Source organism: Allobosea sp., from assembly GCF_030695125.1.
Lineage (GTDB): Bacteria > Pseudomonadota > Alphaproteobacteria > Rhizobiales > Beijerinckiaceae > Allobosea.
The window spans coordinates 58,400-74,532 of the sequence record NZ_JAUYTP010000028.1 but is presented as its reverse complement, the minus strand read 5'-3'; the positions used below and the strand labels follow the sequence as shown (position 1 = coordinate 74,532).

Genomic DNA, 16,133 nt, shown 5'->3' with positions numbered 1-16,133 from the left:
ATACGTCTGCTTCGAGCTGCACAGCAGACATTCAATTCTGTCAACGCCGAGGTCCGGTATGGGCCAGCGCCGGAAGCTGACCATCTCGGATGCCGCCAAAAGGTCGGTTCCCATCGCCATGTTAGCAGCGCGGCACCCTGTTGCGGTCGTACTTCGCCTTAACTGCGGCACTTTCTGTTTAAGCACTCTCAAACGGCGATCTCTATATTTCAGAGACTTATCAAGCGATTGAATTGCGAGTGCGGCAAACTTCGGTTTCCCCTAGACCTCGCGCCCGCCGACCGCCATGCAGGTGGCGGTGAGCATGGCGCAGAGCTTCTCGGCTCCGTCCCGGACCGCGAAGACCTCGGCGAGCGCAAGCGTCAGCGTCCGCCCGGCCTTGACCACCCTGCCCCGCGCGATGAGCCTCTCGCCGACAGCGGGCGCCAGCAGGTTGATCTTGAACTCGGCGGTCAGCACGCCCGCCCCTGCCGGCATCCGCGTCAGCGCCGCATAGCCGCAGGCGGAATCGGCGATGGCCGCGACCGCACCGGCATGGACGAAACCATGCTGCTGCGAAACGAGCGGCCCGACCGGCAGTTCGATCTCGACCTCGCCCGGCGCCACGCGCAGGAGCCGCGCGCCCAGCGTCGTCATGAAGCCCTGCTTGTCGAAGCTCTCGGCGACGCGGCGGCCGATTTCGGTGTCGGAAGGCGCTTCAGCCATCGTCAGGATCCCTCAGGCGGCGCGCACGGCATCGTGCCGGGAGACATGGGCGATCGCCGCACGCAGATCCGCCAGGCCCGCGCCGGCCGCGACGCAGTGCTCGGCGAGATGGCGGCGGAACTGGCGCGCGCCCGGCCGGCCTGGGAACAGCCCGACGAGATGGCGGGTGAAGGCATGCAGCCGCCCGCCGGCCTCGAGATGACGCGCGAGATGCGGCTCCAGCGCCTCCAGCATGGCGAAGGCGTCCGCCACCGGCGCCTCCTCGCCGAAGAGCAGCGGATCGACGCGCAGCAGGATCTCCGGGTTCTGGTAGGCCTCGCGGCCGACCATGACGCCGTCGAGATGCACGAGATGGCCCGCCCACTCCTCCGGGGCGCGGATGCCGCCATTGATCGCCACCGGCAGCGCGGGATGGGCCGCCTTGAGGCGGTAGGCGCGGTCATAGTCGAGCGGCGGGATCTCGCGGTTCTCCTTGGGCGAGAGCCCCTGCAGCCAGGCCTTGCGGGCATGGACGATCAGCGCATCGACGCCCGCCGCCGTCACCACCTGGGTGAGCGCGTCGAGCGCCGCTTCCGGGTCCTGATCGTCGACGCCGATGCGGCATTTCACCGTGACGGGGATCGCGACCGCCGCCTTCATCGCCGCGACGCAGTCGCCGACGAGCGCCGGCTCGCGCATCAGGCAGGCGCCGAAAGCCCCGCCCTGGACGCGGTCGGAGGGGCAGCCGCAGTTGAGGTTGATCTCGTCATAGCCGAACTCGGCGCCGATCCGGGCGGCCTGCGCCAGCAGGGCGGGATCGTTGCCGCCGAGCTGCAGCGCGACCGGATGCTCGACCGCGTCGAAGCCGATCAGCCGCGGGCGGTCACCCCGGATCACCGCCTGCGCGGTCACCATCTCCGTGTAGAGCCGGGCGCGGCGCGACATCAGGCGGTGGATGACGCGGCAATGCCGGTCGGTCCAGTCCATCATCGGCGCGACGGAAAAGCGCAGCAGTTCGGGCGAAAGGGCGGTCATGGCGGCTGACTAGCGGAAAATGCGGCGCGATGCACCTGTGGCGACCGCCCGCAGGATCAGGCCGCGACCAGCCCCAGCGCCCGCTCGATCCGCGAGCAGGCGCCGCGGGCCTTGGCTCTCTCATAGCAGCGCTTCAGGCGGCCGGTCGCATAGGCGCGCAGCACGATGGCGTGGACATAGCTCTTGCGGACCACAGCCGGCGTGTTGACCAGTCGCTCGGAGATGGCCCGCATGATGTCGGCGAGTTGCCGCTTTTTGCCCGTTTCGGTCGCGACCACCTCGCCCGCCAGCAGCAGTTCGGCCGCAGCCGCGTTGGCGGCGAGCATTCGCAGGTCCTTGGCGCTGACCGGCAGGCCGCTGACGCGCTTGAGATAGGCGTTGATCTCGCTCGCCCTGACCTCGGCGATCTCGCCGTCCTCGCGCACATATTGCAGCAGGCGCTTTCCCGGAAGCGTCATGATCCGCGTCAACGCCCGCACCAGCGCCGGATCGGCATGGGCGCAGGCGATCTGCTTACCGCTCTTGCCCTTGAAGGAGAGCTCGACACGCCCGCCGGTGATGGTGACGTGGCGCTTGAGCAGGGTCGAGGCGCCGTGGCTGCCATTGGTCTTCGCATAAGTCTCGTTGCCGACGCGGATATGGCAGCGGTCGATGATCGCCGCCGCGCAGGCGAGCGCCTTGTCGCGGCTGAGACGCCGGTCCTTGAGATCGCGGGCGATCGCCGCGCGCAGCTTCGGCAGCGCGTCGAGCAGGCATTTCAGGCGCTTCAGCTTGCGCCGCTCGCGCACCTTCTCCCAGCCGGGATGATAGCGGTGCTGCACGCGGCCAGCCTCGTCATGACCAACCGCCTGGAGATGGGCGCGGGGATCGGCCGCGATGCGGACATCGGCATAGGCCGGCGGGATGGCGAGCGAGCGGATGCGGGCGAGCGTCGCCGCGTCGGTGACGCGGTTGCCGTCGCTATCGCGATAGGTGAAGCCCTTGCCGGCACGGTGGCGGGTGATCGAAAGGTCCGGGGCCTTGGCGCGCTTCAGACGGACTGAAGCCTCATCCTTTTCTAGCAACGCCATGGCACCGTTCCCGATCGCAACGGCTCTACAATCGGCGCGGACGGCGAAAGTTCCGGCTGGAACCGGGAGCCTCAGCCGAGCAGGCGCTGATCGGCGAGATGGACGAGCCGGCCGCCGGCGATGGTCGCGACGATGCGGGGATGGGGTCCCTCCTCGACGAGGACGAGATCGGCGCGCTTGCCCGGCGCGATGACGCCACGGTCGTGGAGGCCGAGCGCGTGGGCCGGCGCGCGCGAGACCAGCGCCCAGGCTTCGGCGAATGAGGCCGCGCCGCGGCGCGCCAGCAGGAACGGCGCCAGCGCCAGCGCCGGATAGTAATAGTCCGAGGCCAGAATGGTGCAGAGCCCGGCCCGCACCATCTCCTCGGCGCTCGGACAGCCCGTATGCGAACCGCCGCGCACGACATTCGGCGCGCCGAAGACGATCGCCTCGCCGTGGGTTGCCGCCTCGCGGGCGGTCGCCTCGTCGATCGGGAATTCGGCGACGGCTACGCCCAGCGAGCGGTACCAGGCGCGCATGGCGGGCGTCATGTCGTCATGGGAGAACATCGGCACACCAGCCGCGCGCGCCGCCGCGGCGAGCCGCGCGATCGAGCCCTCGACATCGCCCTTGCGGGCATAGACGGTCTCGACCAGCGCCATGAAGGCCTCCGTCGAGAGGCCTGTCCGCTCCACCATCTTGCCGATCTTGTCGGGTCGATGCCTCGTCTTCAGCGTGCCCTCGGTGTGGTCGTTGAAAGCGAGTACGCCGACGCGGCCCTCCGCCAGCCAGGCGAGGATCTGCGGCTCGGCCTCGAGGTTGAAGGTCTCATGGCGGAGATGAAAGCGGGTATCGGCGTCCAGTTCCGGCTGCAGCCGCGCGATCGCATCGGCCAAAGCCCGGGCAGTCTCCGCCCCGCGCAGGCCCGGCTCCCAGGACCAGGTGACGCCGTGAAAGGCGGTGGTGATGCCATTGGCGAGCAGGGCACGGTCGGCATCCCTCAAAGCGAGGTCGATGTCGAAGGCGACGCGCGGCCGCGGCATGATGTGGCGCTCGAAAGCGTCGCCGTGGCAATCGACGAGCCCAGGCAGGACGAGGAGACCGGTCGCATCGAGCCTGAGAGCGCCCGCGCGCGGCGCGGTGTCGAAGGCCGCGATCATGCCATCTTCAAGCGTGATGTCGCGGCGCTCGAGGCCCTCGCCCAGGATATCGCCGCCCGTAATCGAAATCGCCACGTCCATCTCCCTGCCGCGATCGAAGGGTGCGGCCGACCGCGCATGGAATCCCGGCATGACGGCAGCATGACAGGGCCCGTCACCGAACCGTCAAGCAGCCGTCACCTGCGCGTCGCATGCCGGCCCTAGCGGCAGAGTCCCAGGGAACGGGAGGACACCCCATGTTGAAGCCCATCGCCGTCGCGCTGCTCGCCGCAGCGGCCGCCTTCGTCACGCCTACCGCCCAGGCGCAGGACGCGATCCGCTTCGCCGTCACCGACATTGACGGTGCGGAATCGCTGCAGCGCGAATTCGGCCCATTCAAGGCCGCCTTCGAGAAGGTCGCCGACGTCAAGGTGCAGTTCTTCGCGGTTTCGGGCCGCACGGCCGCGGTCGAGGCGATGGCCGCCGGCCAGATCGACTTCGTCCTGACCGGTCCGGCCGAGTATGTCGTGTTCAAGGCCCGCACCCAGGCGGTTCCGGTGGTCGGCTGGCAGCGCCCGGACTATTTCAGCCAGGTCGCGGTCCTGGCGACCGGGCCGATCAAGAGCGTCGCCGATCTCAAGGGCAAGACGATCTCCTTCGGCGAGATCGGCTCGACCTCGCAGCATCTCGGGCCCGCGCAGGCGCTCGCTGATTTCGGCCTGAAGTACAATGTCGACTACAAGCCGATCTTCGTGAAGCGCAACGTCGCAGTCGAGGCGATGAAGCGTGGCGACATCGCCGCCATCGGCCTCAACCTCACCCATCTCCAGCGCATCCGCGAGAGCGACACCAAAACCGGCTTCACCGTGGTGGCGCGCGGCCGCGACCTGCCCAACGACGTGATGATCGCCAGCCCCAAGGTGAAGCCCGAGATCGTCGCCAAGGTGCGCAAGGCCTTCCTCGACCATGGCACGGAGCTGATGAAGGCGGTCGTCACCGGCACCGACGACAACCGGAAATTCACCGGCGGCGTCTTCCTGCCCGAGGTCAAGGACAGCGACTACGATTATGTCCGCTCGATCTACGCCACGATCGGCATCACCGAATTCAACAAGTTCATCGAGTGATGACATCCTCGCCCGCCACCGGGTCATTACCGACGGGGGCGCCAGCCCCCGTCATCGCCATCGACAGCCTGCGCAAGAGTTTCGGGCCCCGCACTATCATCGAGAAGCTCGACCTGTCCGTGCCCGCCGGTGAATCGCTCGCCCTGATCGGCGCGAACGGGACCGGCAAATCGACGCTGCTGCGGATGATCGTCCGGCTGGCGGAAGCCGACCAGGGCCGGCTGAGCGTGCTCGGCGAGACGGTCGGCGATCTCAGCGGATCTGCGCTGAAGCGCTTCCGGGCGCGGGTCGGCGTCGTCTTCCAGAAGCATAATCTCGTCGCGCGGCTCAGCGCGCTCTCCAATGTCGTGCATGGCGTGCAGGCGCGTCGCTCAGGGCCGCGCACATGGGCGCAGTCGCTCGCGCCGGCCGCGGTGCGCGACGAGGCGATGGCCTGTCTCGAAGCCGTCGGGCTGGCCGACAAGGCGCTGCAGCGGGCCGATTCCCTCTCGGGCGGGCAGTCGCAGCGCGTCGCCATCGCGCGCATGCTGATGCAGCGGCCCGAACTCGTTCTCGCCGACGAGCCCGATGCGAGCCTCGACCCCCGCGCGGGCCGCGAGATCATGGAGCTGTTGTGCAGGCTGACGCGCGACAAGGGGCTGACCCTGGTCTTCGTCTCGCACCACATGGCGCATGCGCTGCGCTTCTCCGACCGCATCGTCGGGCTGGGCGGCGGCACGGTCGCGCTCGACCGCAGGGCCGGGCATTGCACCGAGGCCGAACTCGCCGCCTTCTTCGAGGAGCCGGGCGACGGTGCCGAGCCTCAAGAGGAGCCGGCCCGCGCGCCGGCGACGGTGTTCGCATGAGCCTGCCTCAGACCGCGCGGACGACCTTCGCCGTCGACCGCTTCGAACGTCCGAGCGCCGTCGCTTTCATCGGCGGTTTCCTGGCGCTGGCGCTGGTGATCTGGTCGTTCAGCGGCTCGGAGCTGTCAGCCGAGAAGCTGATCCGCGGCATCCCCTATATGGGCAACATCCTGAGCCGGATGTTCCCGCCGGACCTCAGCCGCATCGAACAGATCTTCTGGTCGCTGGCGACGACCTTCCAGATGGCGGTGTCGGGTTGCGTGCTCGGCCTGATCCTGAGCTTTCCGCTGGCGATCCTCGCCGCCGACGGGCTCTCGCCACATCCGATCGTGCGGACGCTTGCGCGCGGGCTGATCGCCTTCTTCCGGACGGTGCCGGATCTGATCTGGGCGCTGTTCTTCGTCATTGCCGTAGGCCTGGGGCCCGCAGCCGGCGTGCTGGCGCTGATGATCGACACGATCGGCTATGCAGGGCGCTTTTTTGCCGAGGCGATGGAGGAAACCGACAAGGGCCCGCGCGAGGCGCTCTCGACGATCGGGGCGAGCAAGACCGGGCTGATCTTCTCGGCGGTCGTGCCCAATGCGATGCCGTCCTTCATCGCGACCTCGCTGTTTTGCGTGGAGAAGGCGACGCGGGCTTCGGTCGTGCTCGGGCTGGTCGGCGCCGGCGGCATCGGCGTCGAGCTCAAGGTCGCCTTCGACCTGTTCGACTACGACACCGCACTGACCATCATCCTGGCCGTGTTCGCGCTGGTGGTCGCGGTCGAGCAGATTGGCGGCTGGCTGCGGCGCCGGATCATCTGACGCCGAAGGCCGGATCCCGCCTGATCCTGCCGCCCCCCGGGGTGGCAGGATGCTCACATTGCTAGCTGGCGAGGATGGCGACGCCCGCTAGCGCCAGCCCGCCGCCGGCGACGCGGGCGAGCAGCGGCGCGCGCGCCGCCAGCAGGCCGGCCAGCGCGAGGCCGGCACCGTGCAGGGCGGCGGTCGCCAGCACGAAGCCGAGCGCATAGCCGAGCCCGCTCGACCCTTGCGGCAGTTCGGCGCCATGGGCATGGCCGTGGAAGATGGCGAAGATCGCGCAGGCGGCCGCGCCCGCCGCCAGCGGCGGCGTCGCCCGCAGCGCGATCGCCAGGCCCAGCACGACGACGGAAACGGCGATGCCGATCTCGACGCCGGGCAAAGCGGCCCCGGACATGCCCCAGAGGCCGGAGAGAACCATCATGCCGACGAAGGCGAGCGGATAGGCGAAGCGCGCCCGCCCGCCGGTGAGCCCGGCCCAAAGACCGACCGCGACCATGGCAAGCACGTGGTCGACGCCGAAGAGCGGATGCAGGAGGCCGGCGCCGAAGCCATGCACGGCGCCGACGCCCGTATGCGCCAGCGCGGGCCCGGCGAGCGCAGACGCGATCACCACGAGCCCCATTCGTTTCGCCATTGCGCGCATCGCCGTCTCCCTTGCACGTCCGTCACGCCGCCGAAGCGGCGCGCAGGCCACCCGCCGTCTCGATGAAGTCGATCACGACATCGACGCCCTCGCCCGCCTTCGTGTTGGTGAAGGCGAAGGGGCGCTTGCCGCGCATCAGCTTCGAATCCCGCTCCATGACTGCAAGATCCGCGCCGACATGGGGGGCGAGATCGGTCTTGTTGATGACCAGCAGGTCGGAGCGGGTGATGCCGGGGCCGCCCTTGCGCGGGATCTTCTCGCCGGCCGCGACGTCGATCACGTAGATCGTCAGATCCGCCAACTCCGGCGAGAAGGTCGCGGCAAGATTATCGCCGCCGGATTCGATCAGGATCATGTCGAGGTTCGGGAACTTGCCGCGCATCTCCTCGACGGCGGCGAGGTTGATCGAGCAGTCCTCGCGAATCGCGGTGTGCGGGCAGCCGCCGGTCTCGACGCCCATGATGCGCTCCTGCGGCAGCGCGCCCGCCACCGTCAGAAGCCGGGCATCCTCCTTGGTGTAGATGTCATTGGTGATGGCGCAGATGTCGTAGGTGTCGCGCATGCGCTTGCAGAGCACCTCCATCAGCGCGGTCTTGCCGGAGCCGACGGGGCCGCCGATTCCGACGCGAAGGGGGCCGTGAGGAGAGCGCGACATGGGGAGGAATCCTTATATCTCAAACGGCAGCGTAGCCGGCCGGTGCGGCGAGGCAAAGCGCAGTGCGGAAGCAACTCTTGCGCCGTGCTGGAATCCATTGGCTCTCAGCGCAATCATTCCCTCGCCGTCATTCCGGGCCAGCGAAGCGCAGACCCGGAATCCATCATAGGGCACCGGCGGCACTCTAGGATCGATTCCGGAGCGGCGCCGCTTGGCGGCTTGTCCGGAATGACGGCGCGGTTGAACGGCCGAGGGACCATCTGATCGCGTGACTGACCTTTAATGGGGCGCTCACGAGCGGAACAGCCGGGAATACTGCGTCTCGTGGCGCAGCGAGGCGAGGTCGGAGCGGTAGCAGCAGCCGCCGAGATCCTCCAGCGTCGCCGGGCCGGCCTCGGCGGCGGCCGCGCGCACGGCAAGCATCAGTGCGGCGGTCAACTTCTGCCCGTCGGTCTGCCCGACGATGCCGAGCCGGACCGAGGCCGAGACCAGATTGGCGACGAAGGCCAGCCCATAGGCCTCCAGCGACGCATCGAGCGGCAGGCCGTGGCCCGCGCTCGCCGTCGCGACGGCAACGGGATAGGCAACGTCGCCCGGGCAGACCCGCTTGAGGCGTTCGATGGCGTCGCAGGGCCAGGCGGCGCGCAAAGCCGCGACGAAAGCATTGCCCTGCGTCACCGTCTCCAGCCGGCGCTCGGCGGAGTTTGCCAGCGCCAGCGCCAGTTCGGCGATCTCGGTCAGCGCCGCGTCGTCCCCCGCCTCGATTGCCCGCAACGTGCAGGCGAAGAGGATCAGATCGTTGCGCAGCGACCCTTGCGAGACCAGCGCGTCGAGCCAGTCGTGCAGGGACTGCGCATCATGCAGGTCACCGCTTTCGAAAGCCCATTCCAGGCCATGCGAATAGGCGAAGGCGCCGACCGGAAAGGACGGCGACAGCCAGATCATCAGGGGCAGATGCGCCGCCATGGCTGTGGCGATCAGTGATCGTGCGTATGGCCCTTGGGGCCGTGCTCGGCGCCGTGCTTGTGGCCATGGTCGTGAGGCGCATGATCGTGGCCGCAGCCGCAGGCGTCGCCCGCCGCGTGGCTGTGGGATTCCGCATGGCTGTGGGCGTGGGCCTTGTCGCCATGGGCGTGCGCTTCGGCATGACCATGGGCATGCGCCGCGTGATCATGCCCGTGATGGTCATGAGAGTGATCATGATGGGCGTGATCATGATGGCCATGAGCATGGCTGGGATGATCGCAATTGGCGTGGTCGTGGTCGTAGGCGCCACGCTCGGGCTGGAACGGCCGCATCACGGCGCTCATCGCGCAGCCCTGCCCGCGCACCATCTCGGCCAGGACATGGTCGTTCTCGATGTAGATCGCGTCTGCCGTGATCTCGGCGGGGGTGTGGCGGTTGCCGATATGCCAGGCGACCCGCATCAGCCGCAGCGGATTCTCGGCGCGGATCTCGAGCAGGCTCTGCGGCGCCGCCTTCACCAGTACGAGACGGCCATCCTCCAGCTTGACGGCGTCGCCATCGCCGATCGCGGTGGCCTTGTCGAGATCGAGCAGGATTCCAAGCCCACCATCGGCCTTGAGCGCGAGGCGGCGGCGGTTGCGGTCGTCATGGTCGAGCGTCAGCGTATCGACGACGCGGTCTTGCCTGACGGCGGCCTTGCGAACGACGGAGGTGGCGCGAAGCATGATGAGGACGTCCGTAAGAAAAGCGTGGATCAGAGGCGGTCGATCGACCGCGGTTCGACCACTTCGATCACCGCCGGCGTCGTGACGCAAGCCCTCACCGTCTCCAGAAAGGCCAGCATGTGCGAGGAGCGCATGTGGCGGTCGATATCGGCGCGCGTCTCCCAGCTTTCATAGGACACGAAGCGGCAGGGCTGGGTCAGGCTCTCGTGGATTTCATAAGCGAGGCATCCGGTCTCGCGGCGCGTGGCTTCGATACAATGCCCGGCGGCGGCGACGAAGGGCTCCCACGCCTCGGGGCGGACCTCGATGCGGGCAATCACGAGAAAAGGGTCAGACAAACAGCAGGCTCCGAAGCGCAACGGACGTGAAGGTCGTTTACGCGATGGAGCGGCGGGCGGATGCAGGACGGCTCAGGGAAAGCCCGCGCCGATCTGCGACAGCGAGCGCTCGATCGGCTTCGCCCAGCCCTCGCGGCCGCGAGCGCTCGCATCGGCCATGGCATCTGCGAAGGCAAAGGGGGCGGACTCCCGCAGCGCCGCGACCAGCGCCGCCGCCTGGGCTAGATCCTTGCGGCTCTTGGCCACTTCGTGAGCCCCGCCGGATGCGCTGCACATCGTCTTAGTAGCACGATGATCATCCGTGCTACTAAGACGGTCTCAATGTCAGACGCCTTCAGTCGGAGCGCGTCCGATCCGGCAGGCTGTCAACCGCCTCGTCCGCGCCTTGGTCGCGACCGAGCACGCCTTCGCGCAAAACCTTGGTCGCGGCATCGGCCTTCTGGTCCGGTGCCGTCGCCAGGGGCTGCGTTTCAGCCGTCGCCGTCAGACCGATGTCTTCAGGCTTTTTGCCATCATTGCGGGCAGTGGCGGCGAAGGTGGCGAGCGCTTCGGGCTGTTGTCCTGCAGCTTTGGTGTCGTCGGCCATGGCGAACCTCCCTGTTCTGGCAGGGACAAAACGCCGGGCCCGCGCAGGCTGTTCCGCCCGCGATCCGTCTCGCTCAGAACAGGAAATACCGCTGGGCCAGCGGCAGTTCCTTTGCGGGCTCGCAGACCAGCAATTCGCCGTCGGCGACGACCGCATAGGTCTCCGGGTCGATCTGGATGTCGGGCGTGGCGTCGTTGTGGATCATGCTCTTCTTCGAGATGCCGCCGCGCACGTTCTCGACCGCGACCATCTCCTTCTCGGTGCCGAGCCGGTTGCGCAGGCCGTTGGCCATCGCCGCCTGCGAGACGAAGACCAGCGAGGTCGAGGTCACGGCCTTGCCGAAGGCGCCAAACATCGGGCGGTAATGCACCGGCTGCGGCGTCGGGATCGAGGCGTTGGGGTCGCCCATCGGCGCGGCGGCGATCATGCCGCCCTTGATGATCAGATCCGGCTTGGTCGCGAAGAAGGCCGGCGACCAGATGACGATGTCAGCGAGCTTGCCGATCGCGATCGAGCCGATATGGCGGGATATGCCATGCGCGATGGCCGGGTTGATCGTGTATTTCGCAACATAGCGCTTGGCGCGGAAATTGTCGGCGCCGGTGCCGACGTCCTGCGCCAGCGTGCCGCGCTGGACCTTCATCTTGTGCGCGGTCTGCCAGGTGCGGGTGATGACCTCGCCGACGCGGCCCATGGCCTGGCTGTCGGAGGACATCATCGAGAGCGCGCCGAGATCGTGCAGGATGTCCTCGGCGGCGATCGTCTCCTTACGGATGCGGCTCTCGGCGAAGGCGAGATCCTCCGGGATCGAGGGCGACAGGTGATGGCAGACCATCAGCATGTCGAGATGCTCGTCGAGCGTGTTGACGGTGAAGGGCCGCGTCGGATTGGTCGATGACGGCAGGACGTTGGGCAGGCCTGCGACCTTCATGATGTCGGGTGCGTGGCCGCCACCCGCCCCTTCCGTGTGGAAGGCGTGGATGGTGCGGCCCTTGAAGGCGGCGATCGTGTCCTCGACGAAGCCGCTCTCGTTGAGCGTGTCGGTGTGGATCATCACCTGCACGTCGTAGTCGTCGGCGACGGAGAGGCAGTTGTCGATCGCGGCGGGCGTCGTGCCCCAGTCCTCGTGCAGCTTCATCGCGCAGGCGCCGGCCTCGACCATCTCGATCAGGGCGCCGGGCAGCGCCGCATTGCCCTTGCCGGCGAAGGCGAGGTTCATCGGGAAGGCGTCGGCGGCCTTGATCATCTGGCCGAGATGCCAGGGGCCGGGCGTGCAGGTCGTCGCCAGCGTGCCGTGCGCGGGGCCGGTGCCGCCGCCGAGCATGGTGGTGAGCCCGCTCATCAGCGCGTCCTCGATCTGCTGCGGGCAGATGTAGTGGATATGGCTGTCAAAGCCGCCGGCGGTCACGATCTTGCCTTCGCCGGCGATGACCTCGGTGCCGGGGCCGACGATGATCGTCTCGGTCGGGTCGAAATTGCCGAAGCCGCTCTGGATGTCGGGATTGCCGGCCTTGCCGATGGCGCAGATTCGCCCGGCACGGATGCCGATGTCCGCCTTGACGATGCCCCAGTGGTCGAGGATCAGCGCGTTGGTGATGACCGTGTCCACCGCGCCGTCGGCGTTGCGGACCTGGCTCTGGCCCATGCCGTCGCGGATGACCTTGCCGCCGCCGAACTTCACCTCCTCGCCATAGGTGGTGAAATCCTTCTCGACCTTGATGACGAGCTCGGTGTCGCCGAGGCGCACCGTGTCGCCGGTGGTGGGGCCGAACATCGCGGCATAGGCATTGCGGGGGTAATTGAAGGGCATGGCAGCCTCAGTTCGGGATGGGCGAGAACAGGGACGAAATGGCGACGGCCTTCCGGTCGAAGGACAGTGTGGTCGTGCAGCCGGATGCAAGATTCGTCGCGCCGATCAGGCAGTCAGGGAACTGAGCCTTGCTCTTCTCGAAGGCCTCGATCGCCTGTTCGACGAGTTCAGGCCGCTGGACGACAAATTCCGGAGCCTCGAGGACATGACGCAAGCGCGTGACGATCTCCTGCCGTGAGCGCTTGTAGGTTCGTTCCAGTGTCCAGGCGAACTCGCTGAGAACGACATGATTGACAAACAACGGCTCATCGACGGCCTGATCAAGCAGTCGTTCGACTGCGTCCGTCTGGACCTGATTGGTTAGATCGACCGTCCGCAGCAGAATATTGGTATCGATGCCGCGCATCAGTTGCCCGACCGAACGCGCTGTTCCTGCTCGTCCATCGCTGCAGCGACGGCATCGTCAATATCTGCCTGCGTCAGATCCCGCCCCAAGGTCAGCGGAGGCAAGGTGGCGCGCAACTCGCGAATGCTTCGCCGGCGTCTCGGAGCAACGTTGAGTTGCTTGTCATCCGTCAGTTCAAAGCGCAGCTCGTCGCCGGGCCTCAGATCGAGGGCCTGCCGGATCTCCGCAGGCAGCGTGAACTGGCCCTTCGAGGTCATCGTCGTCGTCAGCTTGAGCACCATGACGCATACTCCATTGCGAAGGCGCCTTACATTACCAGAAAGTAAGGAGCTTCACAATTTCCCCATCACCTCCTGGCGGAAACCATAGACCTCGCGCTTGCCGGCGAGCGCCACCAGCCTGACCTCGCGGGTCTGGCCCGGCTCGAAGCGCACCGCCGTTCCGGCAGGGATGTCGAGGCGGAAGCCGCGCGCCTTGTCGCGCTCGAAGCGCAGCGCCGGGTTGGCCTCGAAGAAATGGTAATGCGAGCCGATCTGGATCGGCCGGTCGCCGGTATTGGAGACGCTCAGCGACAGGCTTTCACGTCCCTCGTTCATGATCAGGTCCCCCGGCAGGGTCGTGACCTCGCCGGGCTTCATCGCATCAGAAGCGCCGCGGATCGGCTCATGGACCGTGACGAGCTTGGTGCCGTCGGGAAAGGTCGCCTCGACCTGGACGTCGTGGATCAAGGCGGCGATGCCGTCCATGACCTGGTCGGCGCGCACCACATGGGCGCCGGCCTGCATCAGGTCGGCGACGGATCGGCCGTCGCGCGCACCCTCGACGACGAAGTCGGTGATCAGCGCGACGGCCTCGGGGTAGTTCAGCTTGACGCCGCGCTCAAGTCGTCTGCGGGCCACGATGGCGGCCATGGCGACGAGCAGCTTGTCCTTTTCGCGCGGCGTCAGATTCATTTCTTGCCCTTCTCTTCGTCCTCGTCGGAGCCGTCCTCGGAAGCCTCGTCACCGGCCTCCTCATCCTCGGCGTCCTCGTCTTCTTCGTCTTCGTCCTCGACGCCGAAATCGGCGTATTCATAGGCGAAGACGATCTCGCCGGTGGCCGGATCGAAAGCGCTTGAGGTGGAATCCTCGAACGCCTCGATCAGCATTTCGGCGTCGTCGGGTCCGTCGACGTCGAAGCGGCGCACCGCGTCCTCGCCCTCGCCGCTCAGCGCCAGTTCGATCGCCCAGCCCCGCGCGCCGGTGTCATAGATGCATTTCAGACCCTGGATCGCCAGCATGATGCTCTCCTCAAGTTGACCAGGTGCGCGGCAGCGCACGGCCGGTCAGATGCCGCAGCAGCGTGACGAGCACGCGACGCAGCGCCTGGGCATCGGGCGAGAGCAGGCGGATCAGGAGCAGATCGGAGACGATCCCGGCGCCGATCTCGACCGCGCCCTGGAGTTCGCCGGCCGCCAGCGCCCGGATCTGCTCCAACCGCTCGGCCAGATCCGGACCGGCCGCGACGATCGTGGCGGCGGCGCGGGCGCCGGCGCCGATCGCCGGTCGCGCCAACCGCTCCGCGATCGCGCCCTCCAGCCGGACATCTTCGGCGAAGACGAGCTTTCCCCCGCGGCGGATGCGCCAGCGGTCCCGCAAGGCGCCGCGCTGCATCGTCTCGCCCATCGCGCTGCGCCCGAAAAAGACGCTTTCGCAAGCGACCAGCCGGGCATCGGGGGCGAGATCGAGGGCGAGATGGCGGGCCAGTCTCGCGCCGGAAAACAGGATCGTTTCCTGCGGCAGCCAGGCGAGGCTCGCCCCGGAAGCCACCGACAACCGGGTGTCGATGCGGGTGTCGGCGCCCTGGCTGCGGTAGATCTTTTCCGCCGCCTGGGTGGTGACGATCGCATCGCTGCCGGGCCCGAGTTCGATCTCGACGCTCATCGCGTCACCGCCGGCCATGCCGCCGCCGGTGTTGATCAGCACGGCTTCGCTGGTCGCGTCGAAGGTCGTCGGGAAACGGGCGCGGTAGCCGCCCGACTCGGCGACGTCGAGGCGGTGGGTCTGCCCGCCGACCCGCCCGAAGCGCAGGCGCACGCCGCCTGACGCACGGACATAGGCCGGAAGCAGCGGCTCATGGGCTGCCGGAACGGGCGGCGCGTACATGGACAATCCCGACACGAGGAACGACACCTATCTTCCGCGCGTCCGTTTATCGGGCAAGAGCCTGCGCGTCTCGGTCTGCCTCAATTTAAGGCATTCCTCCTGCGCGAACCGCCGATCAGCCGGCGGCGTCCAGGAAGGCCATCACCTCCGCGCGCCGCGGTGCGCCGGAGCGCCCGCCGAAGCGGGTGCATTTGATCGCGGCCGCGGCGGAGGCGAAGCGGATCGCGGCGCGCGCGCCCTGCCCTTCCGCCAGCGCCAGCGTGAAGGCGCCGTGCCAGACATCGCCCGCGCCCAGCGTATCGACGGTGTCGACTGCGAAGGCCGGCAGGTGAACGACCGTGCCATCTTCGACAAAGAGCACGCCGTCCTTGCCGAGCGTGACGGCGAGCCAGGTCGGAACGCCCTGCGCCAGCCGCGCGAGCCCGACCCGCGGATCGGCCTCTCCCGACAGTTCGGCCAGCGCCTGCGCGCTGAAGGCGACATGGCTCGCGGTGGTGACCAGATCGGGATGGGGCGGCTTGCGGTCGCCGTCGAGAACGCCGGGCACACCGGCCGCCCGCGCCAACTGCAGCGCGGCGAGCGCGCCCTCACCCCAGCGCGTGTCCGCGAGCACGGCGCCGACGCCCTGCGGCAGCTCGCGCGGAAGCCAATCGGCCTCCTCCGGCATCTGCGGGTCCGAATAGGAAATGATCATGCGCTCGCCCTGCGCATCGACGAGTATTGCCGAAACCGGCGAGCGCAGATCGGGAAAGCGGCAGGCGAAGCGCGTATCGACACCCTCGCCCGCCAGATCGGCGACGATCTGGTCTCCCGTGAGATCATCGGCCAGGCGCGTCGCCAGCCAGCAGCGACCACCGAGCCGGGCGATCGCGACTGAGGCGTTGCCGGCGCAGCCACCGCCGACCACGGCGAGCCCCTTCGAGCGGTATTTCTCGCCGCGGGTGGGAAGGCTCTCGACGCTGTAGACATAATCCAGCGTCGAGATGCCGAGACAGAAGACGCCGGTCATCAGGCCTCGTCGAGCCCCGCAGCGGCCTTGCCGAGGATGGCCAACTCCGCCCGGACTGCAATACCGATCGCCTCCTCCTCCGAGCACGCGCAAAGCTCGGCCAAGCGCGCGACGGAGTCGAGTATGGCGGGATCATCGACGAAAATCGGTTCTTCAAGATTCATGCCGT

Annotated in this window: 22 protein-coding genes; 3 read left to right on the top strand and 19 right to left on the bottom strand. The window is 67.9% G+C overall.

What is annotated here, in order from left to right; all coding sequences use genetic code 11:
* Positions 1-261 precede the first annotated feature (261 nt).
* The 4 genes from Q8S38_RS08240 to Q8S38_RS08225 all read right to left on the bottom strand — a co-directional run bounded on the left by Q8S38_RS08240 (position 262) and on the right by Q8S38_RS08225 (position 4,003).
* Entirely contained in the window at positions 262-705 is a 444-nt protein-coding gene (locus Q8S38_RS08240) for a PaaI family thioesterase (RefSeq protein WP_305679939.1), read from the bottom strand.
* A 12-nt stretch (positions 706-717) separates the two neighbouring features.
* Positions 718-1,719 (bottom strand): tRNA dihydrouridine(20/20a) synthase DusA, encoded by a 1,002-nt coding sequence (gene dusA, locus Q8S38_RS08235; RefSeq protein WP_305679938.1) that lies wholly within the window; start codon positions 1,717-1,719, stop codon positions 718-720.
* 56 nt (positions 1,720-1,775) lie between these two features.
* Positions 1,776-2,789 (bottom strand): DNA topoisomerase IB, encoded by a 1,014-nt coding sequence (locus tag Q8S38_RS08230; RefSeq protein WP_305679937.1) that lies wholly within the window; start codon positions 2,787-2,789, stop codon positions 1,776-1,778.
* Positions 2,790-2,860: 71 nt separating this feature from the next.
* Positions 2,861-4,003 carry an alpha-D-ribose 1-methylphosphonate 5-triphosphate diphosphatase gene (locus Q8S38_RS08225; protein ID WP_305679936.1) on the bottom strand — a complete coding sequence of 381 codons (1,143 nt, stop codon included), beginning with the start codon at positions 4,001-4,003 and terminating at the stop codon, positions 2,861-2,863.
* A gap of 161 nt (positions 4,004-4,164) precedes the next feature.
* Here Q8S38_RS08225 and Q8S38_RS08220 point away from each other — a divergent pair, with 161 nt between their 5' ends.
* Genes Q8S38_RS08220 through phnE form a run of 3 tightly spaced genes read left to right on the top strand, consistent with a single transcriptional unit; the run spans position 4,165 to position 6,682 of the window.
* Positions 4,165-5,034 (top strand): PhnD/SsuA/transferrin family substrate-binding protein, encoded by an 870-nt coding sequence (locus Q8S38_RS08220; protein ID WP_305679935.1) that lies wholly within the window; start codon positions 4,165-4,167, stop codon positions 5,032-5,034.
* A complete protein-coding gene (locus Q8S38_RS08215) occupies positions 5,034-5,879 on the top strand; it encodes a phosphonate ABC transporter ATP-binding protein (protein ID WP_305679934.1) in 846 nt (281 codons plus the stop codon). The genes Q8S38_RS08220 and Q8S38_RS08215 overlap by 1 nt, the downstream gene beginning before the upstream one ends.
* A complete protein-coding gene (phnE, locus tag Q8S38_RS08210; RefSeq protein ID WP_305679933.1) occupies positions 5,876-6,682 on the top strand; it encodes a phosphonate ABC transporter, permease protein PhnE in 807 nt (268 codons plus the stop codon). The genes Q8S38_RS08215 and phnE overlap by 4 nt, the downstream gene beginning before the upstream one ends.
* Before the next feature lie 61 nt (positions 6,683-6,743).
* Here the strand turns inward: phnE and Q8S38_RS08205 are convergent, their stop codons facing one another.
* The 15 genes from Q8S38_RS08205 to Q8S38_RS08135 form a co-directional block, all read right to left on the bottom strand.
* Entirely contained in the window at positions 6,744-7,325 is a 582-nt protein-coding gene (locus Q8S38_RS08205) for a HupE/UreJ family protein (RefSeq protein ID WP_371125857.1), read from the bottom strand.
* Positions 7,326-7,347: 22 nt separating this feature from the next.
* A complete protein-coding gene (ureG, locus tag Q8S38_RS08200; protein WP_305679932.1) occupies positions 7,348-7,980 on the bottom strand; it encodes an urease accessory protein UreG in 633 nt (210 codons plus the stop codon).
* A 291-nt stretch (positions 7,981-8,271) separates the two neighbouring features.
* Positions 8,272-8,946 carry an urease accessory protein UreF gene (locus Q8S38_RS08195; protein ID WP_305679931.1) on the bottom strand — a complete coding sequence of 225 codons (675 nt, stop codon included), beginning with the start codon at positions 8,944-8,946 and terminating at the stop codon, positions 8,272-8,274.
* Positions 8,947-8,957: 11 nt separating this feature from the next.
* Complete coding sequence (locus Q8S38_RS08190; protein WP_305679930.1) at positions 8,958-9,671, bottom strand: urease accessory protein UreE; 714 nt, start codon at positions 9,669-9,671, stop codon at positions 8,958-8,960.
* Positions 9,672-9,700: 29 nt separating this feature from the next.
* Complete coding sequence (locus tag Q8S38_RS08185; protein WP_305679929.1) at positions 9,701-10,009, bottom strand: putative quinol monooxygenase; 309 nt, start codon at positions 10,007-10,009, stop codon at positions 9,701-9,703.
* Positions 10,010-10,081: 72 nt separating this feature from the next.
* Positions 10,082-10,285 carry a hypothetical protein gene (locus Q8S38_RS08180; protein WP_371125856.1) on the bottom strand — a complete coding sequence of 68 codons (204 nt, stop codon included), beginning with the start codon at positions 10,283-10,285 and terminating at the stop codon, positions 10,082-10,084.
* A gap of 58 nt (positions 10,286-10,343) precedes the next feature.
* The gene (locus Q8S38_RS08175; RefSeq protein ID WP_305679927.1) at positions 10,344-10,595 is read right to left on the bottom strand and encodes a hypothetical protein; all 252 of its coding nucleotides are present in this window, start codon (positions 10,593-10,595) and stop codon (positions 10,344-10,346) included.
* A gap of 73 nt (positions 10,596-10,668) precedes the next feature.
* The gene (gene ureC, locus Q8S38_RS08170; protein WP_305679926.1) at positions 10,669-12,405 is read right to left on the bottom strand and encodes an urease subunit alpha; all 1,737 of its coding nucleotides are present in this window, start codon (positions 12,403-12,405) and stop codon (positions 10,669-10,671) included.
* A 7-nt stretch (positions 12,406-12,412) separates the two neighbouring features.
* A complete protein-coding gene (locus tag Q8S38_RS08165) occupies positions 12,413-12,811 on the bottom strand; it encodes a PIN domain-containing protein (RefSeq protein ID WP_305679925.1) in 399 nt (132 codons plus the stop codon).
* A complete protein-coding gene (locus Q8S38_RS08160) occupies positions 12,811-13,092 on the bottom strand; it encodes an AbrB/MazE/SpoVT family DNA-binding domain-containing protein (protein ID WP_305679924.1) in 282 nt (93 codons plus the stop codon). The genes Q8S38_RS08165 and Q8S38_RS08160 overlap by 1 nt, the downstream gene beginning before the upstream one ends.
* Positions 13,093-13,143: 51 nt before the next feature.
* Positions 13,144-13,764: an urease subunit gamma gene (locus Q8S38_RS08155; protein WP_305679923.1), complete on the bottom strand. Its 621-nt coding sequence runs from the start codon at positions 13,762-13,764 to the stop codon at positions 13,144-13,146.
* Complete coding sequence (locus tag Q8S38_RS08150) at positions 13,761-14,090, bottom strand: hypothetical protein (RefSeq protein ID WP_305679922.1); 330 nt, start codon at positions 14,088-14,090, stop codon at positions 13,761-13,763. Before Q8S38_RS08150 ends, Q8S38_RS08155 begins: the two co-directional genes overlap by 4 nt.
* Positions 14,091-14,100: 10 nt before the next feature.
* Positions 14,101-14,955, bottom strand: a complete 855-nt coding sequence (locus Q8S38_RS08145; RefSeq protein WP_305679921.1) for an urease accessory protein UreD — start codon at positions 14,953-14,955, stop codon at positions 14,101-14,103.
* A gap of 115 nt (positions 14,956-15,070) precedes the next feature.
* Positions 15,071-15,964 (bottom strand): PfkB family carbohydrate kinase, encoded by an 894-nt coding sequence (locus Q8S38_RS08140; RefSeq protein WP_305679920.1) that lies wholly within the window; start codon positions 15,962-15,964, stop codon positions 15,071-15,073.
* Positions 15,964-16,128, bottom strand: coding sequence for a hypothetical protein (locus tag Q8S38_RS08135; protein ID WP_305679919.1), 165 nt, complete (start codon positions 16,126-16,128; stop codon positions 15,964-15,966). The genes Q8S38_RS08140 and Q8S38_RS08135 overlap by 1 nt, the downstream gene beginning before the upstream one ends.
* Between the last annotated feature and the right edge of the window lie 5 nt (positions 16,129-16,133).